This is a genomic window from Enterobacter sp. 342, from assembly GCF_036663495.1.
In the GTDB taxonomy this organism is placed as follows: domain Bacteria; phylum Pseudomonadota; class Gammaproteobacteria; order Enterobacterales; family Enterobacteriaceae; genus Enterobacter.
In genome coordinates, this window is sequence record NZ_JAWUEI010000004.1 from 153,114 (window position 1) to 175,125 (window position 22,012).

Here is a 22,012-nt window from a genome sequence, read left to right on the forward strand (position 1 = left end):
GTTTCTATGCTGTCGCGTCGCCAGGGTCGACTCAGCCGTTTTCGCAAAAACAAGCGCCGCTTACGTGAGCGCTTGCGTCAGCGGATCTTTTTCAGAGACAGAATGATGCCAGAAGCGATGGATAAACCCAGAGTGGTGGTGCTGACCGGCGCGGGGATCTCCGCCGAGTCAGGAATTCGTACCTTCCGTGCAGCGGACGGGTTGTGGGAAGAACACCGCGTGGAGGATGTGGCTACACCGGAAGGTTTTGCCCGCGATCCGGATCTCGTGCAGGCCTTTTACAATGCCCGCCGTCGCCAGCTTCAGCAGCCTGAGATTGCCCCGAATCCGGCGCATCTGGCGCTGGCGAAGCTGGAAGAGGCGCTGGGCGATCGCTTTCTGCTGATTACGCAGAATATCGACAACCTGCATGAGCGAGCCGGTAACCACAACATCATCCATATGCACGGTGAGCTGCTGAAAGTTCGCTGTGCCTGGAGCGGTCAGGTGTTGGACTGGAAAGAGGACGTGCTGCCAGAGGATAAGTGCCACTGCTGTCAGTTCCCCGCGCGGCTGCGTCCGCATGTGGTCTGGTTTGGTGAGATGCCACTGGGGATGGATGAGATCTACAGTGCGCTGGCGATGGCGGATGTGTTTATCGCTATTGGCACGTCAGGCCATGTCTACCCGGCGGCCGGGTTTGTTCACGAGGCGCGGCTGCATGGCGCACATACGGTCGAACTGAACCTGGAGCCAAGCCAGGTGGGAAGTGAATTTGAAGAGAAACACTATGGCCTGGCAAGTACGGTTGTACCGGAATTTGTCGACAAGCTGCTGAAAGGGCTGTAATCCCAAAAGGCACCCGTTCCCGGGTGCCTTTTTGTTATGAATTAAAGAACGCCAGCGTTTTCTCCAGCGACTTAGCCTGTTCGTCCAGCGAGAGGGCAGCCGCAGAGATTTGCTGAACCAGAGAAGCATTCTGCTGGGTCGTACTGTCCATCTGATTGACGGCGGTGCTCACCTGGCTAATTCCCCGATTCTGCTCGTCCAGGGCCTGAACCATATCGTTGATCACCAGATGGACATGCGATACGGCCTCGATGACCTGTTTCATCATGACCCCCGTCTCATTGACCAGCTCAACACCTTTGCTGACGCGACCGGACGACTCGGCAATCAACTGGGAGATCTCTTTTGCCGCGTTAGCGCTGCGCTGGGCAAGATTGCGGACTTCACCTGCCACTACCGCAAAACCGCGTCCCTGTTCACCAGCCCGGGCCGCTTCAACGGCAGCATTGAGCGCCAGGATATTGGTCTGGAAAGCAATGCCATCGACGATACTGTTAATCTCGCCGATCTTACGTGCGCTCTCATCAATCTCTCCAATCACAACGACCACGTCGTTCACCAGTGTTTCCCCGTGCCCGGCGAGCGTGGCGGCACGGTCGGTCAACGTTGTCGCCTTATGCGCATTATCGGCATTGTTCTTCACCGTGACCGAAATCTCTTCCATGCTGGCGGCTGTTTCTACAATCGCAGCCGCCTGTTCTTCGGTACGTGAAGCGAGATCAAGATTACCCGCCGAAATTTCGCTGGTGCCGCCGTGAACGGAATGGCTGGCTTCGCTGATATTGTCGACAATGCGCTTGAGTTGCATCTGCATGGTGTGCAGCGCATAAAAAATACTGCTGGTATCCCCGGAACGAACCGGGATGATGTTGTTCAGATCTCCTCGGGCAACAGCCAGGGCGATCCCCGCGGCATCCGATGGTTCGCCTCCAACCGGACGGTCAACTTTACGGGTAAATATCTGCGCCATCACCAGACTGACAGCAACGATGCTTAACACCATCAGGATGATAGCTTTCAGTAAAAATGCCCTTGCTTCGGCCATCACTTCGTTGACCGGTGTGACAATAGCCAGTTTCCACGGTGTCTGACTGTTGCCGATAACAATGTCCTGCCAGGTGATAAACACCTCTTCCTTCAGTAGTGGATCGTCCGCCCGGATGACGTCATTACCGGCAATCTTGCCCGCGTAAGGCTTACCTGTGGCACGCTTGTCCGGGCTGGAAACCACGCTATTACCTGCGGAGAGGAGCAGGGCATAACCAGTGCCATTCCATGGTTTAATCGCCCCGATCATCGATTGCAGCGTGGCAAGCGAAAAGTCAGAGGTGACAGATCCCAGGAACTGACCATCACGCATGATGGGCGCGGCAATTGAGGTAAGCATCACGTCCACGCCGTTGTAGGGATAAATATAGGGTTCGATGATGACATCTTTATGCCGCTGCTTCGGCAGCAAATAATAATCGCCGCTGCCCGGCGATTCGAAATCCGTCAGCAAGTGCAATGCGGGTTTGCCGGTAGCGTCGCGGTCGACGTAGCGGGCGTAACGTCCGGCAGGGTCTTCACCGCTTTGCCCGGCAAAAGTGGCGTCTTTATCGTCGAAAGCGTTGGGTTCAAAGGCCATCGACATGGAGAGAAACTGCGGATGAGACGAGAGATAATGGGTGAGCAACTGGTTGAGGCTCTGACGATCAGTTACGCCCGCATCGTGCAGCGCCAGGGCGCTGTTGCCCATATCCCGGGCGGCTGACAGGGCGGAATCCAGCTGTTTGCTGACCTGCAAAGACTGCACTTCGGCAATTTGCCGGATATGTTTTTTGGCGAGAATGTCTTGCTGTGCCATCCACTGCCACATCATAAAGCCGATCGTTGCGGTAAAGCCCACCGTCACGGTGAGGAAAATGGACAACAGCATCAACGTCTTGACTCTCATTTTTTGTCTTCGGACCATGGTGTCTTTCATTCTCATCTCCCGTAATGTTGTGCATGTCGGGCAGGCACACATTACTTATCGGATATATCGCCTCCTTTCTGTAGAGTACCAGGTCTATTTAATTTAAATTTCAAAATTTCAAATCCTGTTAGTTAGTGTGGATGCTTTTATTTTGTGCATTCAATCAAAATAGTACTCGATAATGCTCGTTATCGTCGTGTAGAAAGAGGATGCTAATAAATATAAAGTTGTAGAGGAGGATGGGATATGTACGGATTTATCGCGCGACAACCCATTTTTAATCCTGATATGAATACGGTAGCTTATGAGCTGCTTTTCAGAGATGGGATGACAAACCGTTTTCCGGATGTGTCGGCGGAATATGCCACATCCAGAATGATATCCGACCAGTTTTTATGTGTGCCCTCTCAGGGCATCGCCGGGTCACATGTGTCGTTTATTAATTTTCCCTCCAGGATGGTCATTGACCGCAGTGGAGAGGCGCTTGATAAAGAGAAAGTGGTCATCGAGATCCTGGAAGATGCTGTTCCAGGGGAAGAGTTATTGCTGGCTGTCAGGGGAATGCATGCGCACGGATACCGCTTCGCACTCGATGATTTCACTCTTGCTCCGGAGTGGGATGCTTTTTTACCCTATATTTCAATACTGAAATTCGATGTCAGAAATTATTCCTTAGCGCAAATTAAACAGTATCTGAATGAACGTAAACACCTGACCGGACATATTAAATATCTCGCTGAAAAAATTGAGACTAAAGAGGAATTCAAACTATACCGGGATGAAGGTTTTTCTCTTTTTCAGGGATATTTTTTCTGCCGTCCGGAGGTGATTAAATATAAACGATTGTCGCAAAATCAGCTGGCTATTTTCCGTCTGCAAATGGAGGTTGGACGCAATAAACCTGATTTTCGAATCATCGAGTCGTTGATAAAAACCGATCTCACCTTGTCGTATAAAATCATGCGCTACATGAAGCACACAGCATTTAAACATGTCGGCGCCTGTAATTTCAGTAAGTTAACCCTGAGCGAAGTACTCAGGTATCTCGGGGAAAACCAGCTCAGACGGTTTGTTGCCGTCGTGGTCCTGGCGAGTGCGGGGAATGATACCGTCAGCGAGCTTTACCCGTTGAGCATGATGCGCGGAAAGTTCTGTGAACTGATTGCAGAGAAGATGAACGAACCGACGCTGGCTGAAAATGCCTTCATGTGCGGTCTGTTTTCACTGCTTGATACCCTCCTTGAACTGCCGATGGCTGAGCTGATGAAGCAAATCGCGGTGCCACAGAGTGTGAGCAATGCGCTGTGCCATCATGAAGGACAGTTATCCGATATGGTTACGCTTTGCCGTTATTATGAGCAGCAGCGGTGGGATGATGCGACCAGAGTTCGTCAGGCGCTCGGCCTTTCAGATGAGGATGTGGTCGAGGCAATGCGAAGGGCAACACTCTGGGCGGGGGAAAATGCTGTGAGTTAAACGCTTCCTCACGCCGTGCAGACGGCGTGAGGAAGTACGCGGTGTGTTTATCTGCCCGCTTTCAATTTCTGATAGTACTCCTCGTAAAGGCGGCTGGCGTCACCGACATCGTTTTGCCATTCACCTTTGCTGATGGTCTGGGCATCCGGATAAAGCGATTTATCGTTCGCCACAGCCGGGCTGAGCAGTTTGCGCGCAGCCAGGTTTGGTGTCGGATAGCCAATCGTCTCAGCAACCTGTTTAGCCACGTCCGGGCGTAGCAGGAAGTTAATCAGCTTCAGAGCACCATCCACATTTTTCGCATTGGCAGGAATTGCGAGACTATCCATCCAGAAGATACCGCCTTCTTTCGGCCAGACCACCTCAAGCGGTGTACCGGCCTGGCGGGCGACATATGCTGAGCCGTTCCAGACCATGCCCAGGTTCACTTCGCCTTCCATATACGGGTTTGCCGGGTTATCAGAGTTAAAGGCCGCCACGTTAGGCATCAGCTTTTTGAGCTCGTTATACGCCGCTTCAATCTCTTTTGGATCCGTTGTGTTACCTGAGTAACCCAGCTTGCGTAGCGCAACCTGGAACACTTCGCGTGCGTCATCGGTTAACAACAGGCTACTTTTGTATTCCGGTTTCCACAGATCGGCCCAACTGGTGACGGTTTTAGGATCGATCGCATCGCTGTTAATACCGATGGCTGTTGCACCCCAGATATACGGAATGGAGTAGTCGTTATTTGGGTCGAAAGGCTTGTTGAGCATCTCAGGATCGAGGTTTGAAAAATGGGTTAACTTCGTTTTATCGATCTTCTGGATCATGCCCTCTTTGCGCATTTTATCGACAAAGTAGGTAGAGGGAACGACCAGATCGTACGCGCCTTCTTTGTACGTTTTCAGCTTGGCATACATGGTTTCATTCGACTCATAGGTGGAATAGATAACCTTGATGCCTGTCTCTTTCGTGAACTGTTCCAGCAGGCCTGGCGGCACATATTCGGTCCAGTTGTAGAAGTAGAGTGTTTTGCTGTCATCGGCATGTGCGGCACCCATTCCAAGCACCAGTGCCGCAGCGGCAAGTATTTTTTTCATTTCATTGTCCCCTGAGATTTTGTTTTATCACGAGCAATAACCTGACTGGCAATCACCAGCACCAGCGAGAACACCAACAGAATGGTCGCCAGCGCGTTCACCTCAGGTGAGACGCCGACTTTTACCATTGAATAGATCTTCAGTGGCAGAATTTCGTAGCTCGGCCCGGTCACAAAGGAGGAGACGACAACGTCATCCATTGACAGGGTAAAGCTAAGTAGCCATCCAGCCGCCACGGCGGGCATCGCCAGCGGCAGGATGATTTTGCGCAGGATGGTCATCTCACTGGCACCCAGATCTTTCGCCGCTTCCAGCATGCGCACGTCGAACCCTTTCAGGCGCGCAAAAACAGTCACGACCACAAACGGGAGGCAGAAGGTGATATGGGAAAACAGCAGTGACCAGAAGCCAAGCTGAACGCCCAGCAGCATAAACAGCACCAGCAGCGAAATTGCCATGACGATATCGGGTGACATCATCACCACAAACAGCATGCCGCTGACAAACGGTTTGCCACGAAAACGATAGCGGTAGAGTGCTACAGCGGTGAGGGAGCCAATCAGCGTCGCGAAGGTGGCCGAGAATATCGCCATCGTCAGGGAATGCTGAGCGGCCTGCAGCAGGCTGTCGTTGTTCATCAGCAGGCTGTACCAGTTGGTGGTAAACCCCTGCCAGTTAATTCCGAAGCGTGAGCTGTTAAACGAGTTCACGATCAAAATGATAATCGGGATATAAAGGTAAGCGTAAATGGCGGTCATAAAACCGCCGCGAAGCAGTCGACCGATCATTCAAGCTCCACCTTTTTGTTCAGTAAACGTGAGGCACGCCAGTAAACCAGCAGCATCAGGCCCATTACCACCGTCAGGGTAATGCTGGTGGCCGAACCGAACGGCCAGTCACGAATGTTGAGGAACTGGCTCTTAATGACATTACCAATCAGCAGGTTTTTCGCCCCACCCATCAGGTCAGAAACGTAAAATAGCCCCATCGCCGGCAACATCACCAGCAGACAACCCGCGATAATACCGGGCATGGTCAGCGGGATGATAATACGGGTAAAGGTCTGCAGTTTACTGGCCCCCAAATCTTTAGCCGCTTCCAGCAGGGGTTTATCCAGCTTTTCAATGCTGGAGTAGAGCGGCATTACCATAAACGGCAACAGGATATAGACCAGTCCAACGATCACTGCGCCCGGCGTAAACATGATGCGCATTGGCGTATCAATCACCCCCAGCCATAGCAGAAACTCATTGAGATAACCCTTCGTGCTGAGGAAGAGCTTCAGGCCATAAATTCGGATGAGCGAGTTCGTCCAGAAGGGAACAATCAGTAAAAACAGCAGTACCGGGCGGACCTTTTGCGGCAGATGTGCCAGAAACCACGCGAATGGATAACCGAGCACCAGACAGGCAACGGTGGCGAACAGCGCCATATTGAGTGAATGAAGAAGCACGTCAAAATAGAGCGGATCGAGCAGGCGCGCGTAGTTATCCAGCGTAAAAACCAGCGAAACGAAGTTTGTATCGTCCCGGGTCAGGAAGCTGGTGGCAATGATCATCAGGTTGGGTAGAAAGACAAATAACACAAGCCAACCGACGATAGTGGCAATCACCACATTCTGGAATTTACTTGTGTTCTTCATCAGCCAGTACAACCTCCCAGCTTTCTACCCAGTTAATAACCATTTTCTGGTCGAGAGAGTGGTCGAAGTCAGGGTCGTCCTCATTAAAGAACTCGCTGACCATCACCATTTTGCCGTTCTCCAGTTCGACGACAGATTCCAGCGTCATCCCTTTATAGTTCCGTTCGCGGATATAGCCGATAAGCCCCTCGGCCTCTGTATTGCCGTGAATTTCATCGACACGCAGATCTTCCGGACGCAGCAGAACGTTGAGTTTTTGTCCCTTTTCGACGGGGAAATTCACCGTGATATTGCACTCGCGTCCTTCAACACTGGCGCGCACGCGCTGGTCGTCCAGACGTTCAATCACCGTGGCATTGAAGATATTGATCTCACCAATGAAGCTGGCCACGAACAGGTTTTTCGGCTCTTCGTAGATTTCGCGCGGGGTACCGTCCTGTTCGATTTTGCCGTCGCGCATGACCACAATACGGTCCGACATGGTCAGCGCCTCTTCCTGGTCGTGGGTCACGAACACAAAGGTAATGCCAAGCTTGCGCTGCAGGGCTTTAAGCTCGTTCTGCATCTGCTTACGTAATTTGTAATCCAGCGCTGAAAGAGACTCATCCAGCAGGAGTAGACGCGGTTTATTCACCACGGCGCGGGCGATGGCCACACGCTGTTGCTGACCGCCGGAAAGCTGATGAGGCTTACGCTGAGCAAATTCTTCCAGTTGCACCATACGTAGCGCTTCAGTGACACGTGGTGGGATTTCGCAGGCAGGCGTTTTTTGCATGCGCAAACCAAATGCCACGTTTTCGAACACGGTCATGTGTGGGAAAAGCGCATAGCTCTGAAAGACGGTGTTAACGTGACGATCTTCAGCGGGGACCTGGGTAATATCCAGGTTTTCAAGATGGATAGTGCCGTTATCGACATTTTCCAGCCCGGCGATAAGGCGCAGTACGGTTGTCTTGCCGCAGCCAGAGGGGCCAAGCAGCGTGAGGAACTCACCGTCATTGATGGTCAGGTTGAGCTCTGAAATAACCTCTTTACCATCAAAACTCTTACGAATTCGTTCCAGTTGCACCAGCGGTGAACGTGAACGGGATTGTGTATTCAATTTTTGCGCTGTCCCATATAGACGCCTCAGGCAGCAGACTGAAGCGGGGTTTGTGTGTAACCACCTTGGTGACTCGTAATGAGGGCGGACATTCTACGGTAAACCACTGGAATCGCCAATCCTTGTCACTGATTCATAAGCTACATTTACTAGCGTATAACGATATAAACGGAAAATATTCTCGTTTGCGGGATAAAAGTGACCTGACGCAATATTTGCGTTTTGATGCTTATTGATAATGTTGTCACAAAAAGTGAGGGTGACTGCATGGATAAATTACTTGAGCGTTTTTTACAGTACGTTTCGCTGGATACCCAATCTAAACCGGGTGTCCGCCAGGTGCCGAGCACCGAAGGCCAGTGGAAGTTATTAAATCTGCTTAAAGAGCAGCTTGACGCCATGGGGCTGGTGAACGTCACGTTAAGCGATAAAGGCACTGTGATGGGAACGCTGCCTGCAAATGTCCCGGGCGATATTCCGGCGATTGGCTTTATCTCCCATGTCGACACCTCTCCGGACTTTAGCGGCAAGCATGTGAACCCGCAGATTGTTGAAAACTACCGCGGCGGTGATATTGCGCTGGGCATTGGTGACGAGGTGCTCTCTCCGGTGATGTTCCCGGTACTGCACCAGTTACTCGGCCAGACGTTGATCACCACCGACGGGAAAACGTTACTGGGGGCAGATGACAAGGCGGGTATCGCAGAAATCATGACCGCGATGGCGGTACTGAAGGGTAAAAATATTCCACACGGTAATATTCGTGTGGCATTCACGCCTGATGAAGAGGTCGGAAAGGGGGCGAAACATTTCGATGTGGAAGCCTTCAACGCGAAGTGGGCTTATACCGTTGATGGTGGTGGTGTAGGTGAGCTGGAGTATGAAAACTTCAATGCCGCATCGGTGACGATCAAGATTGTCGGGAACAATGTTCATCCGGGCTCCGCCAAAGGAGTGATGGTGAATGCGTTGTCGCTGGCATCACGTATTCATGCGGAAGTACCGGTAGAAGAAAGTCCGGAGCAGACTGAAGGTTATGAAGGTTTCTATCATCTGACCAGCATTAAGGGCACTGTAGACAGCGCGCAGATGCACTACATCATCCGCGATTTTGACCGCAAAGCGTTTGAAGCACGCAAGCGTAAGATGATGGAGATCGCGAAGAAGGTCGGGAAGGGCTTGCACCCTGACTGCTATATAGAGCTGATCATCGAAGACAGCTATTACAATATGCGCGAGAAGGTGATGGCGCATCCGCATATTATTGATATCGCCCAGCAGGCCATGCGCGATTGCGACATTGAACCGATCTTAAAACCAATTCGTGGCGGCACTGATGGATCGCAGCTGTCATTTATGGGTCTGCCTTGTCCGAACCTGTTCACTGGCGGGTATAACTACCACGGTAAGCATGAGTTCGTGACGCTGGAAGGGATGGAAAAAGCAGTGAAAGTGATTGTGCGGATAGCGGAGTTAACCGCGAAGCAGTAAGACATTGCCCGGTGTCGCTACGCTTACCGGGCCTACGATCAGAATGTAGGCCGGGTAAGGCGCAGCCGCCACCCGGCGTTAAGGCAAGGAATGCCCATGTCAAACTATCGTCGTCACTACATCCCTGGTGGAACCTGGTTTTTCACCGTCAACCTGCAAAACCGCCAGAGTGATTTGCTTACCCGCCATATCAATAGCCTGCGTTCCGCCACTTCAACGGTTAAACGTGCTAAACCCTTCACCATCAACGCCTGGGTTATTCTTCCTGAACATATGCACTGTATCTGGACCCTACCGGAAGGAGACTGTGATTTTTCGGCTCGCTGGCGGGATATCAAAAAAACGTTCAGTCGTAACATTGAAATGCGTCACATCTGGCAGTCGCGCTTCTGGGAACACACCATCCGTAACGAAGAGGACTATTGGCGGCATATGGATTATGTCTACATCAACCCGATGAAGCATGGTTATGTTAGCAAAGTTATCGACTGGCCGTATTCAACGTTTCATCGTGATGTACGGGAAGGGTTGTATCCGGTGGATTGGGCTGGAGAGATTGAGGATTTTGCAGCGGGTGAGCGAAAATAATAGTGCCCGGTGGCGCTGCGCTTACCGGGCCTACGGGATCGAGCTTTTGTAGGCCGGGTAAGGCGCAGCCGCCACCCGGCAGATGTTTACAACTCAGTCCTCAAAAAACCAGTACCCGCTGTTTACAAGCGCAGAGAGCATCGCGAGGAAAGAGGGATCTTCCAGTGCATCGCCGAAGGTATCAGCCGTTAGCACCAGATGGCTGGCGATGGCGTCCAGCGCCGGACGGTGTGGAGAATCCAGCTTCTCGCCATTGACGAACACATCTTCGCCAATCCGCAGAACGCGCAACCCGCCCAGACGAACCAGCTTATCGCCCTGTTGCAACGCATCATAAATTTCATCGGCCTGATACGGTGGCTCTGGCGGCGCAACATCCAGTTCGTGGCGGGACTGACTGACAAACTCACTAAACCACTGTTTGAAATGTTCGGGCTCGTTGATCAAATCCAGCATCATACCGCGCAGTTTATCCAGCTCTTCTGGCAGGATATCTGCCGGGTGCTCGCGCGCAGGGACATCGGGATCGCTGTAGCGATAGCTGCCCAGCTCGCGTTGCAGAACATAGTCGGCAAAGCCGCTGATCATCTCGCGACCGCTTGGCGCACGGAACCCGACAGAGTAGTTAAGAGAGTTTTCCAGCGAATAGCCTTCGTGCGGGAATCCTGGCGGAATATAGAGAATATCACCCGGCTCCAGTTCTTCGTCGATGATCCCTTCAAAGGGATCAACCTGCAGCAGGTCCGGATGAGGGCAGTGCTGTTTCATTGGCACTTTTTCGCCCACGCGCCAGCGGCGGCGGCCAGTCCCCTGAATGATAAACACGTCGTACTGATCCAGATGCGGGCCCACACCGCCCCCAGGTACGGAGAAGGAGATCATCAGATCGTCCATTCGCCAGTCGGGCAGGGCACGGAACGGACGCATTAATGCGGCAGTCGGCTGGTGCCAGTGGTTGACCGCCTGCACCAGCAGTGACCAGTTGTTTTCACCCAGGTGATCATAGCTTTCGAATGGACCGTGGCTGACTTGCCATTTCCCGTCCTGATGGCTGACCAGGCGGCTGTCGACTTCGTTTTCCATGGCCAGACCGGCCAGCTCGTCAGGCGAGATGGGATCGATAAAATTGCTGAACCCGCGTTTCAGAACCACCGGGCGTTTTTGCCAGTAGCGTTCAATAAACTCGGGCCAGTTAAGTGTTAAGTGAAAGTCCATATTTTTTTATTCCGCAGGCTCTTATTGACTCGGATTATAACGGAAGCTCAGGAGCCTGGGTGCGAGATCCTCGCATTTTTCACATAACGGGTTAACTATCGTTCGATATGGGTTGCTGACGACCAAAAATCACTTCCATTCTGGCGCCGCCAAGTAAGCTTTCACCGGTTTCGATGTTGCCATCGTACTGGTCGACAATCTCACGTGCGACAGATAATCCCACGCCCTGGCCGGGACGCAGTGTGTCGGCACGCTGGCCACGATCGAACACCATTTCACGTTTATTGCGTGGAATGCCCGGGCCGTCATCTTCAACAATAATGTGCAGTTCGTCCTCTGTCTGACGCGCCGACACTTCAACAAACTCCAGGCAATACTTGCAGGCGTTGTCGAGCAGGTTCCCCATCACTTCCATGAAATCATTTTTCTCGCCGACGAAGCTGATCTCCGGCGAGATATCAAGGCTGATATTTACCCCTTTTCGCTGGTAAACCTTGTTCAGCGCAGACGTGAGGTTATCCAGCAGTGGCGCTACCGGATGCAATTCGCGGCTTAATAACGCGCTACCCGAGCGCATGCTGGCGCGATGCAGATAGTAGCCAATTTGCTGAGAGATACGGCTGATTTGCTCTAGCATCACAGGCTCGGCATCATCGACGCTGAGTTTTGAACTGCGCATTGAACGCAATGTACTTTGCATCACTGCCAGCGGTGTCTTGAGGCTGTGTGTCAGGTCGGTAAGTGTGGTGCGGTATTTGTCATAGCGCTCGCGCTCGCTTTTCAGCAGGCGGTTGAGGTTCCGCACAAGGCTTGTCAGTTCACGTGTGGTTTCCGGGTTGAGCTTTTCACGGTGATGTTCTTCCAGTTCGCGAACCTCTTTCGCCAGTGATTCGATGGGGCGCAAGCTCCACCACGCCGCTACCCACAGTAGCGGGATCACCAGCAGCAGATTCGCGGCCAGAACATAGATGAACCAACTCCAGACCATATAAGAACGTTTCAGTTCGACCGGAATGGTGTCGATTACCACGATGGTCAACTGCGGCATATTCATCGTCGCCGGATAGATATTGATTGCAACGGAGTGGGTCATTTCCGTTTCGGCATCATCGGCGCGGATCTCATTCAGTTTCTTTTGCAGGGAGCGATCTTCACGTATCAGCGAACTGGTGATATTAAGATCGGCCTCAATTTCATGAAACCCGTTGGTTTTAAGCCACTCCGGACGAATGCTGTTGACCAGCCAGGGAATATCGCGCTGTGCCCAAAGCAATTTTCCCTTTTCGTTATAAATCAGGGCCAGCGTTGGACTCTGCTGGTTGAGGTTTTCCGGCATTTCTACGGTGATTCTGTTGTTTTCCCACTTCGCCAGGGTATAAAACAGATTGCTTTCACCGCGCAACAGCCGAAAGGTCGTTTTATCAAAGCTGACGCTGTAGCCCACCAGCGCCACCATACCGTACGAAAGCGACAACACCAGTACAACGGCGGCCGTTGCCAGTAAAAAACGAACCCGTAGCGAGAGGGGCAGTATGTGGCGCAAAATCCGTCTCATTTAGCGTAATTCGAACAGGTAGCCCTGACCACGGACGGTGGTGATCACGTCCTGTGGGTACTGCATCTGAATTTTCTTACGCAAACGACCCATCAACACATCAATGGTGTGGCTCTCACGCAACTCGGCATCGGGGTAGAGCTGGAGCATCAGGGAATCCTTGCTCACCACTTTACCGCTGTTACGGATCAGCGTTTCCATGATGGTGTATTCGAAAGCAGTCAGCTTGATCACTTCATCGTTGATGGCTAATTCCCGTCGGGAGAGATCAACCTGGAACGGAGGGATGGAGATAACCTGCGAAGCCAGCCCGCTGTTGCGGCGTAACAGTGCCTGCATGCGCGCCGCCACCTCTTCAATATGAAACGGTTTGGTGACGTAATCATCTGCACCTGCACTGAGCACTTCAACCTTGTCCTGCCAGCCTTCACGAGCGGTCAGAACCAGAACCGGGAGAGAAACATCATGGCTGCGCCAGCGACGAATTAACGACAAACCGTCTTCATCAGGTAACCCTAAATCGACGATGGCGATATCCGGCAGGTGTTCATTGAGATAATAATCGGCTTCTTTTGCATCTTCGGCATCGTCCACCTGATGTCCCATCTCCTGAAGTTGTACTTTCAGGTGATGGCGTAGCAATGCATTATCCTCAACAACCAATACGCGCATCATCTCTTCTCCCTAAATTAATGGTATGAATAGTTTAACGCTGATTATGTTGTTGTGGGGATAAACATTTAGTAAACCGGGGAAAAGCAACCCTCTTTCCGGGCGGAAAGAGGGCAGAGGGAAGATTACTTCAGTTCATCAACCATGGTGATAGCGCGACCAATGTAATTCGCCGGGGTCATCGCTTTCAGGCGAGTTTTCTCTTCTTCTGGCAGCGCCAGACTGTCGATAAACTGTTTCATGCCTTCAGCGTCAACGCGTTTACCGCGAGTCAGCTCTTTCAGTTTCTCGTACGGTTTTTCGATACCGTAACGGCGCATCACGGTCTGGATCGGCTCAGCCAGAACTTCCCAGTTGTGATCCAGTTCATCCAGCAGACGGTCACGGTTCACTTCCAGTTTGCTCACGCCTTTCAGGGTGGACTGGTAAGCAATCAGCGCGTAGCCAATGCCCACACCCAGGTTACGCAGAACGGTGGAGTCTGTCAGGTCACGCTGCCAGCGGGAAACCGGCAGTTTGCTTGCCATATGTTGCAACACGGCATTTGCCAGACCCAGGTTGCCTTCGGAGTTTTCGAAGTCGATTGGGTTCACTTTGTGCGGCATGGTAGAAGAACCAATTTCACCGGCGATGGTTTTCTGTTTGAAGTGGTTCAGCGCGATGTAACCCCACACGTCACGATCAAAGTCGATCAGGATGGTGTTGAAGCGTGCGATGCAATCAAACAGCTCGGCGATGTAGTCATGCGGCTCAATCTGGGTAGTGTACGGGTTCCACTGAATACCCAGAGAGGTCACGAACTCTTCGCTGAACTGGTGCCAGTCCACTTCCGGGTACGCGGCGATGTGGGCGTTATAGTTACCGACCGCACCGTTGATTTTGCCGAGGATCTCAACCTGCTCCAGCTGACGGTACTGGCGCTCCATACGGTACGCTACGTTCGCCATCTCTTTACCCATCGTGGATGGGGTAGCTGGCTGGCCGTGGGTACGGGAGAGCAGCGGAATGTCGCGGTATTCCACGGACAGCGCTTTTACTGCGTCGATGATTTTACGCCAGTAAGGCAGTACCACATCTTTGCGCGCGGTAGAGAGCATCAGCGCGTGAGACAGGTTGTTGATATCTTCTGATGTGCAGGCGAAATGAATGAATTCAGATACAGCATGCAGAGCAGGCACAGCAGCCACTTTCTCTTTCAGGAAATACTCAACCGCTTTCACGTCATGGTTGGTGGTGCGCTCGATGGTTTTGATACGCGCGGCATCTTCTTCGTTGAAGTCAGCAACGATTTTATCAAGGTAATCGTTTGCCTGGGCGTCAAAAGCAGGAACTTCCTTGATTGCTGCCTGGGCGGCCAGCTTTTGCAGCCAGCGTACTTCAACCTGAACACGGAACTTCAGCAAACCATATTCGCTGAAGATCCCGCGCAGCGCGCTGACTTTATCGCCATAGCGTCCATCGACAGGGGATACGGCGGTCAGTGAGGATAATTCCATAATTCGCAACTCCGGGAGGTTAACAATGAGCAAGAATTTGTTTTGCCTGAGTAGTCAGGCGATTACGAGAAAACATTAACTGCAGTCGGCCACCGCCAACCTGATGCCACAGCACAGCGGCGCGGATCCCGGCCAGCAGGGAGGCACGCACTTTTGCCTGGACCTGAGGGCTTTGCAGAACAGCAGGGGAACCGGTGACCTGAATACGTGGGCCAAGTGGGCTAATGACGTCAACATAAATGGCAGCCATGGCACTCAGCAGTGTTTCGGACTGCAGATCAAAATGGTCGAGCTGACGTTGCAACCCGGCAATACGGTCACCGAGCGTATTGAGCGCACCTTTCGCTGCGCTCAGTTTACGCTCAAGCACCATCAGACTTAACGTGTAGCGTGTTAACTCTGCGTTTAATCCCTGACGGTTACTGGCGTTAAGCACGCCAAGCAGGGTTTCAAGACCGAGACGAAGATTAGTTTCACTCCCACCGAAGACACCCAGGGTTGAGCCAGGGTTGAGATCGATAACACTGTTGAGTGAAACGTGCAGCGCGTCAGCGTCGCAATGACCCTGATGCGCCAGCTGTTGCACCAGACGGGCAGACTGGCAAATTCCCGCCAGTGCCAGGGTGATGTCATAATAGTTCTTCGCCACACGGTCTCCTTTATGTGTGCAATCGTGTTAAACAGCGGTCAGCGGCAGGCGCTGTTCAATGATCCCGCCACCCAGGCAGATTTCGCCGCTATAGAAGACAGCAGATTGACCCGGGGTGACAGCAGCAACAGGCTCGTCGAAACGCACTTCGATGCGATCGTCATCCAGTGCGGTTACGGTGCAAGGAATATCGGTCTGGCGGTAGCGCGTTTTCACCGTGCAGCGCAGGGTACCTTTGAGTGGTTCGCGATCGACCCAGTGCAATTGCTGCGCGATAAGTCCAACGGACATCAGACGCGGGTGGTCGTGACCCTGAGCGACAACCAGAATATTGTTTTCGACATCTTTGTCGACAACGTACCACGGATCCTCGCTACCCTCTTTGGTTCCACCGATACCCAGGCCTTTACGCTGACCAAGAGTGTGGTACATCAGCCCCTGGTGCTGGCCAATCTCTTCGCCGTCAACGGTAACAATTTTACCCGGCTGCGCTGGCAGGTAACGCCCCAGGAAATCGCGGAATTTGCGCTCACCAATGAAGCAGATACCGGTAGAGTCTTTTTTCTTCGCGGTGATCAGGTCCAGCTCTTCGGCAATTTTACGTACCTGCGGCTTTTCCAGCTCGCCGACCGGGAACAGGCTCTGGGCGATTTGCTCGTGACTCAGCGTATAGAGGAAGTAGCTCTGATCTTTGTTGCCGTCCAGACCACGCAGCAACTGGCTTTTGCCATTCACATCGGCACGACGCACGTAGTGACCGGTCGCAATGTAGTCTGCGCCCAGATCTTCCGCCGCGAATTCCAGGAAGGCTTTAAATTTGATCTCTTTGTTGCACAGAATATCCGGGTTTGGCGTACGGCCGGCTTTGTACTCTTCCAGGAACAGTTCAAAAACGTTGTCCCAATATTCTGCGGCAAAGTTAACGGTGTGCAGTTCAATGCCGAGCTTGTCGCATACGGCCTGCGCATCGGCGAGATCCGCAGCGGCAGTGCAGTATTCCTCGCCATCATCTTCCTCCCAGTTCTTCATGAACAGGCCCTCCACCTTATAGCCCTGTTGTTGTAACAGGTAGGCGGAAACGGAGGAATCGACACCGCCGGACATGCCGACGATTACTTTTTTCTGGCTGTTATCTGACATGGAATACTCACGACATTGAACTTCAAGGCGGCGTATTCTATCACGCCCCCCCACCATTGACACCCTCTGTAAACGGCCAGTTAAATTCTCCAATGACATCCAGCGGTAAGCGGCCAGCAGACTGCCAGCAGCGAATGCTTTCTGCAACCAGCGGCGAGCGCAGGTTTGGCGCATTCAGGATCTCATCAGCGGTGACCCACAGGCAGCGGTCGATATCATCATCCTGCGGCTCTGTGGCGCACATTTCGCTAAGCTCAACGGCGAATAAAAAGCGCAGGAATGGCGTGTGGTCAGGCGCTATCCACTGATGCAGGCGGATGAAGTGCTGAGGTTCGGCATGGATCCCCGTCTCTTCCCACAGCTCGCGTTTTGCGGCCTGCAGCAGCGTTTCGTTTTCTTCGAGGTGCCCTGCGGGCTGGTTCCATAAGGCTTTGCCACCAATAGTCTCCTCGACGACCAGGAATTTACCCAGCGCATGAACCACACAGGCGACAGTGACATGAGGTTTGAACATAGTGACTCCTTAGGAGGTAACGTCCCGCCATTCACCGTTAGCCAGGCTCTCCAGCGTGTAGTTGCCCATGGCGTAGCGAATCAGGCGCAGGGTAGGGAAGCCAACGTGTGCGGTCATACGCCGAACCTGACGGTTTCGGCCTTCATAAAGGGTGATTTTGAGCCAGCTTGTCGGAATGGATTTGCGTTCGCGGATGGGCGGGTTACGCGGCCACAGCCACTCCGGTTCATTCACGCGTTCAATACCTGCCGGCAGAGTTGGACCGTCGTTCAGCGTGACGCCGTTGCGTAATGTTGCCAGCGTCTCTTCATCCGGTTCACCTTCTACCTGCACGAAGTAAATTTTACCCGTGCGCTTCCCTGGCTGCGTGAGCTTCGCCTGTAAGGCTCCGTCGTTAGTTAAGACCAGCAGGCCTTCGCTGTCGCGGTCCAGTCGCCCGGCGGCGTAGACGCCCTGGACGGGAATGTAGTCCTTCAGCGTGCTGCGCCCGGCCTCGTCGGTGAACTGCGGCAAAACATCGTAGGGTTTATTGAACAAAATTACCCGCTTCGGCTGGCTTTCTTGCGGTCTTCTGGCGGCTTGTCGCGAGCTGAATCGCTCAACCCGGTGTTTTGTAAAAGAAGTTTTCTTCATGGTATTTTCAGGCTCTATCAATTGCCGCATTATAGCCTAATAACGAAGACCTTTCATGGCGTCGGACAATCAGGTACTATCGAAGGGCTCATTACAATTTATTAACATAAGATCAGTAACAACCAGAAGCGCTCGAAGGAGAGGTTAATGGAAAGCAAAGTAGTTGTTCCGGCGGAAGGTAAAAAGATCACCCTGCAAAACGGCAAGATTAACGTTCCTCACAATCCGATTATCCCGTTCATCGAAGGTGACGGTATCGGTGTAGACGTTACCCCGGCAATGCTGAAAGTGGTTGATGCCGCTGTTGAGAAAGCCTACAAAGGCGAGCGTAAAATTTCCTGGATGGAAATTTACACCGGTGAAAAATCTACTCAAGTTTATGGCCAGGACGTCTGGCTGCCAGCGGAAACGCTGGACCTGATCCGCGACTACCGCGTTGCTATTAAAGGCCCACTGACCACACCTGTCGGTGGCGGTATCCGTTCTCTGAACGTTGCACTGCGTCAGGAGCTGGACCTGTACGTGTGTCTGCGCCCGGTTCGTTACTACCAGGGCACCCCAAGCCCGGTTAAGCACCCTGAACTGACCGACATGGTTATCTTCCGTGAAAACGCAGAAGACATCTACGCAGGTATCGAATGGAAAGCTGACTCTGCAGACGCAGAAAAAGTGATTAAATTCCTGCGCGATGAGATGGGCGTGAAGAAAATTCGCTTCCCTGAGCATTGCGGTATCGGCATCAAGCCGTGCTCCGAAGAAGGCACCAAGCGTCTGGTACGTGCGGCCATCGAGTACGCCATCACCAACGACCGTGACTCTGTGACCCTGGTTCACAAAGGCAACATTATGAAGTTCACCGAAGGCGCGTTCAAAGACTGGGGTTACCAGTTGGCGAAAGAAGAGTTCGGTGGTGAGCTGATCGACGGCGGCCCGTGGCAGAAAATCAAGAACCCGAACACCGGCAAAGAGATCATCATTAAAGATGTGATCGCCGATGCGTTCCTGCAGCAGATCCTGCTGCGTCCAGCTGAATACGACGTGATCGCCTGTATGAACCTGAACGGTGACTACATTTCTGACGCCCTGGCGGCACAGGTTGGCGGTATTGGTATTGCCCCGGGTGCGAACATCGGTGATGAGTGCGCCCTGTTCGAAGCGACCCACGGTACTGCACCAAAATATGCAGGCCAGGACAAAGTGAACCCAGGTTCTATCATCCTGTCCGCAGAAATGATGCTGCGCCATATGGAGTGGTTCGAAGCTGCAGACCTGATTGTTAAAGGCATGGAAGGCGCTATCGCTGCCAAGACCGTGACCTATGACTTCGAACGTCTGATGGATGGCGCTAAACTGCTGAAATGTTCAGAGTTTGGCGATGCGATTATCGCGAACATGTAATCCAGACTCTGGGTTAAATACTAACGGGGGCCGTAGGGTTCCCGTTTTTTTTGTCTCTGCTTACAGGAGAAGCATGATGTTAGCCACCATCCTGGTTGCTGTTGTTGCGTTCATCCATCTTTACATCCTGGTGCTGGAAATGTTCCTCTGGAACACAAAAACCGGGCATAAGGCGTTTAATCTCCGTCCTGAATTTGCCCGTGAAACCCGTGTGCTGGCCGCGAATCAGGGGCTGTACAACGGTTTTCTGGCGGCAGGTTTACTCTGGAGCCTTTGGCTCGGCGAAAAGGGTATCCACGTGACAGTCTTTTTCCTTGTCTGCGTGGTGGTTGCCGGTATATTTGGGGCAGTGACCGCCAGCAGAAAAATTCTGTATGTGCAGGCCTTGCCCGCTGTTGCCGCCTTGCTGGCGCTACTGGTCTGAAGCAATGCTATGGTCGACGTCCGTCGTCCGATATACTCACTACGCCACTTATGACAAGCCAGATACGAGACTGCTTATGAACAACGAAATCCCACTGAAGTATTATGACATCGTCGATGAGTACGCGACGGAAGCCGCAGAGCAAGTCAGTGATTCAGAGCGTGATCCGCTGGCAGGTTATTTCCAGCTGCTGCTCACCCGTTTATCAAATAACGAGGAGATCAGTGAGGAAGCCCAGCAAGAGATGGCGACTGAAGCCGGGATCCGTGCTGGTCGCATTGATGATATTGCGAATTTCCTCAATCAGTGGGGGAATGAATAGCCTTCCTCAAAAACCATTATGCTGATGCTTTGCTATACAGCTCAGCATCACGCTATCAGACCACATGCATTTTTTACGCAGAATATGCGAGGTGGGGTTGTCGCTAAACAGCGCGAAAATAACGATCAGGAAAAAGAGTACCACTGGATAAAGTAAGGATATTTTCACGTTTTTAACCAAAATAAGTGTGTGCTTCAGGGTAATCTACCGTCTGAATGTGACAACTATATGTTTTTGGGAAAGGAATGAAAATGCCTGATCAGAAAAAATATGGGCGCGCCAGGCATCAGTGGTTACCGCGCGACGCCGACAAGTTTCTTCGCCAGCTCACTGCGGGTCAGTGATTTTGAGAAATACCATCCCTGAACCAGGGCATTGGGATATCTGTCAGCAATAAAACGATATTGTATTTCATTCTCTACCCCTTCAAAAACAAGGGGTTTATTCAGCCGGGCGAGGGCATCACTAAAAATAACAAAGATGTTTTGTTTATAATGTTCACTGATGCCATCGACCAGCGATTTGTCGATTTTTATTTCATCATATTCAAGAAGTGACAGCCTGGCCAGGTTTGAATTTTGTACACCAAAATCATCTATTGATATTTTTATACCAAGCGATTTTAATTCCCGACAGAATTCTTCAAGAATATCTACAGCGGAAACGGCCTTTTCAGAGAGTTCGATTTTTATCAAGGAGAGTGGGATGCGATGAAGTAAACACACGCGACGTAAAATAGTAATAAATTGCCCGTCTTCAATTTCCGTTCGGCCAACATTGAGTGAGACGACCAGCTGATGTTTTGTTGCAAGTGGTGCAATTTCTGAAAGGGATTTTTCGATAATATTAATGTAATATTTTTTATACAGGCCGATCTTTTTGATTAATGGAATAAAAAGCTCCGGGGAGACATCACCGTGTTTTTGATCGTGCCATCTCGACAGAACCTCAACGCCCACTATTTTTTTATCCTGAATTCGAATGATTGGCTGATATTTAACACTGATGGTATTGGTGATGACAGCCTTGACCAGCGTCCGTTCGAGAGAGAAACGGTCTTCATAAATGCGGAAGAAAAAGAACGTTATCGCTACCCAGATAAAATACAAAATGACCACAAGAAACGTAAACACAGCGGGAGGTAGCGAAGCAAGCCCTGCGTTGTGATGTTTCACAATGACGCATAAATCCCAGAAAGCGCTGCACTGCGTGAGGGTGATGGTAAACAATGTCGAATGCAGCAAGTCCTGTTGCTTAAATGCAGGGGTGGCCGAAAAAAAAGTTCTGCCAAAGTCTTTGGTGGTTGCACTCAGAGAGTAACTCGCTGTAACCGGAGCGAATTTATCGTAAGCGTAGCGGGAGGTGAAGATAATAATGTTATGATAAATTGCCGCGTTACCTGTAAAGAACTCTTTTTTGTCAAACTGGGCCAGGAGAAAGCCCCTTGGGGTTTTATGCAGTTCTGCAGGAAGTGCAACAGGAGTAGCGAGTTTACCCCAAAAAGCAGTACAGACTATTTTTCCTTTCTCTATGAATCCGACATCACCGAAATAGAGGCTGTCGAGTTTTATTTGTCTGTAACTATCAAGACTGGTTTTATCACATCCCTGGGTAGTGATGCTTTTGAGAGCCAGTGCTACGCTTTGGGACAGGTCTTCTGAATACTCTAAAAGAGTATGGGAAATCTCAAGTTGTTTGCTCTTCTGCTGGCTAACGATAACAGCATTGACCGCATAAAGAGACAGGATGACCAGAAGCGTTGAAATGATAGCAACGGCAATGATCTTTTTCATTATCCAGTTATCCTGTCCGCTCCCTGAATTTCACA

21 protein-coding genes are annotated in these 22,012 nt (G+C 51.7%); 7 read left to right on the top strand and 14 right to left on the bottom strand.

Features of this window, described 5'->3' with window-relative positions; translation table 11 throughout:
* The first annotated feature begins 6 nt into the window (after positions 1-6).
* Positions 7-828 (top strand): Sir2 family NAD+-dependent deacetylase, encoded by an 822-nt coding sequence (gene cobB, locus V6E55_RS05160; RefSeq protein ID WP_129996087.1) that lies wholly within the window; start codon positions 7-9, stop codon positions 826-828.
* Between the two features lie 34 nt (positions 829-862).
* Here the strand turns inward: cobB and V6E55_RS05165 are convergent, their stop codons facing one another.
* Positions 863-2,794 carry a methyl-accepting chemotaxis protein gene (locus tag V6E55_RS05165; RefSeq protein ID WP_316942313.1) on the bottom strand — a complete coding sequence of 644 codons (1,932 nt, stop codon included), beginning with the start codon at positions 2,792-2,794 and terminating at the stop codon, positions 863-865.
* Positions 2,795-3,031: 237 nt separating this feature from the next.
* On the opposite strand from V6E55_RS05165, the gene V6E55_RS05170 reads away from it, so the two are divergent.
* Positions 3,032-4,261: an EAL and HDOD domain-containing protein gene (locus V6E55_RS05170; protein ID WP_316942314.1), complete on the top strand. Its 1,230-nt coding sequence runs from the start codon at positions 3,032-3,034 to the stop codon at positions 4,259-4,261.
* A 47-nt stretch (positions 4,262-4,308) separates the two neighbouring features.
* Here the strand turns inward: V6E55_RS05170 and potD are convergent, their stop codons facing one another.
* From potD to potA, 4 genes are read right to left on the bottom strand one after another with little or no spacing between them, the layout of a single operon-like run.
* Positions 4,309-5,343, bottom strand: coding sequence for a spermidine/putrescine ABC transporter substrate-binding protein PotD (gene potD / locus V6E55_RS05175; protein WP_316942315.1), 1,035 nt, complete (start codon positions 5,341-5,343; stop codon positions 4,309-4,311).
* Positions 5,340-6,131, bottom strand: a complete 792-nt coding sequence (potC, locus tag V6E55_RS05180; protein ID WP_014169603.1) for a spermidine/putrescine ABC transporter permease PotC — start codon at positions 6,129-6,131, stop codon at positions 5,340-5,342. Before potC ends, potD begins: the two co-directional genes overlap by 4 nt.
* Positions 6,128-6,985: a spermidine/putrescine ABC transporter permease PotB gene (potB, locus tag V6E55_RS05185; protein ID WP_316942316.1), complete on the bottom strand. Its 858-nt coding sequence runs from the start codon at positions 6,983-6,985 to the stop codon at positions 6,128-6,130. The genes potC and potB overlap by 4 nt, the downstream gene beginning before the upstream one ends.
* Positions 6,969-8,117 carry a spermidine/putrescine ABC transporter ATP-binding protein PotA gene (gene potA / locus V6E55_RS05190; RefSeq protein ID WP_316942343.1) on the bottom strand — a complete coding sequence of 383 codons (1,149 nt, stop codon included), beginning with the start codon at positions 8,115-8,117 and terminating at the stop codon, positions 6,969-6,971. The genes potB and potA overlap by 17 nt, the downstream gene beginning before the upstream one ends.
* Positions 8,118-8,354: 237 nt before the next feature.
* Between potA and pepT the strand changes: the two genes are divergently transcribed.
* Together pepT and V6E55_RS05200 are read left to right on the top strand one after the other, a co-directional pair.
* Positions 8,355-9,578, top strand: coding sequence for a peptidase T (gene pepT / locus V6E55_RS05195; RefSeq protein WP_316942317.1), 1,224 nt, complete (start codon positions 8,355-8,357; stop codon positions 9,576-9,578).
* A 96-nt stretch (positions 9,579-9,674) separates the two neighbouring features.
* The gene (locus V6E55_RS05200) at positions 9,675-10,166 is read left to right on the top strand and encodes an REP-associated tyrosine transposase (protein ID WP_316942318.1); all 492 of its coding nucleotides are present in this window, start codon (positions 9,675-9,677) and stop codon (positions 10,164-10,166) included.
* A 93-nt stretch (positions 10,167-10,259) separates the two neighbouring features.
* Here V6E55_RS05200 and V6E55_RS05205 read toward each other — a convergent pair whose 3' ends face one another.
* The 8 genes from V6E55_RS05205 to rluE all read right to left on the bottom strand — a co-directional run bounded on the left by V6E55_RS05205 (position 10,260) and on the right by rluE (position 18,070).
* Complete coding sequence (locus V6E55_RS05205) at positions 10,260-11,381, bottom strand: ribosomal protein uL16 3-hydroxylase (RefSeq protein WP_316942319.1); 1,122 nt, start codon at positions 11,379-11,381, stop codon at positions 10,260-10,262.
* A gap of 91 nt (positions 11,382-11,472) precedes the next feature.
* Complete coding sequence (phoQ, locus tag V6E55_RS05210) at positions 11,473-12,936, bottom strand: two-component system sensor histidine kinase PhoQ (protein WP_316942320.1); 1,464 nt, start codon at positions 12,934-12,936, stop codon at positions 11,473-11,475.
* Positions 12,937-13,608, bottom strand: a complete 672-nt coding sequence (phoP, locus tag V6E55_RS05215; protein ID WP_114978376.1) for a two-component system response regulator PhoP — start codon at positions 13,606-13,608, stop codon at positions 12,937-12,939.
* 125 nt (positions 13,609-13,733) lie between these two features.
* The gene (purB, locus tag V6E55_RS05220; protein ID WP_028019014.1) at positions 13,734-15,104 is read right to left on the bottom strand and encodes an adenylosuccinate lyase; all 1,371 of its coding nucleotides are present in this window, start codon (positions 15,102-15,104) and stop codon (positions 13,734-13,736) included.
* Between the two features lie 19 nt (positions 15,105-15,123).
* Positions 15,124-15,753, bottom strand: a complete 630-nt coding sequence (gene hflD, locus V6E55_RS05225; RefSeq protein WP_114978143.1) for a high frequency lysogenization protein HflD — start codon at positions 15,751-15,753, stop codon at positions 15,124-15,126.
* A 27-nt stretch (positions 15,754-15,780) separates the two neighbouring features.
* Positions 15,781-16,893, bottom strand: coding sequence for a tRNA 2-thiouridine(34) synthase MnmA (gene mnmA / locus V6E55_RS05230; protein ID WP_316942321.1), 1,113 nt, complete (start codon positions 16,891-16,893; stop codon positions 15,781-15,783).
* A 40-nt stretch (positions 16,894-16,933) separates the two neighbouring features.
* The gene (locus V6E55_RS05235) at positions 16,934-17,407 is read right to left on the bottom strand and encodes an NUDIX hydrolase (RefSeq protein WP_114978141.1); all 474 of its coding nucleotides are present in this window, start codon (positions 17,405-17,407) and stop codon (positions 16,934-16,936) included.
* 9 nt (positions 17,408-17,416) lie between these two features.
* The gene (rluE, locus tag V6E55_RS05240) at positions 17,417-18,070 is read right to left on the bottom strand and encodes a 23S rRNA pseudouridine(2457) synthase RluE (protein WP_114978140.1); all 654 of its coding nucleotides are present in this window, start codon (positions 18,068-18,070) and stop codon (positions 17,417-17,419) included.
* Positions 18,071-18,187: 117 nt separating this feature from the next.
* On the opposite strand from rluE, the gene icd reads away from it, so the two are divergent.
* The 3 genes from icd to V6E55_RS05255 all read left to right on the top strand — a co-directional run bounded on the left by icd (position 18,188) and on the right by V6E55_RS05255 (position 20,184).
* Positions 18,188-19,438, top strand: coding sequence for an NADP-dependent isocitrate dehydrogenase (gene icd, locus V6E55_RS05245; protein WP_028019009.1), 1,251 nt, complete (start codon positions 18,188-18,190; stop codon positions 19,436-19,438).
* Between the two features lie 76 nt (positions 19,439-19,514).
* Complete coding sequence (locus V6E55_RS05250; RefSeq protein ID WP_114978139.1) at positions 19,515-19,862, top strand: DUF1304 domain-containing protein; 348 nt, start codon at positions 19,515-19,517, stop codon at positions 19,860-19,862.
* 76 nt (positions 19,863-19,938) lie between these two features.
* Positions 19,939-20,184 carry a YmjA family protein gene (locus V6E55_RS05255; RefSeq protein WP_114978138.1) on the top strand — a complete coding sequence of 82 codons (246 nt, stop codon included), beginning with the start codon at positions 19,939-19,941 and terminating at the stop codon, positions 20,182-20,184.
* A gap of 293 nt (positions 20,185-20,477) precedes the next feature.
* On the opposite strand, the gene V6E55_RS05260 is transcribed toward V6E55_RS05255, so the two are convergent.
* Positions 20,478-21,977 (bottom strand): EAL domain-containing protein, encoded by a 1,500-nt coding sequence (locus V6E55_RS05260; RefSeq protein WP_129996077.1) that lies wholly within the window; start codon positions 21,975-21,977, stop codon positions 20,478-20,480.
* Positions 21,978-22,012 lie beyond the last annotated feature (35 nt).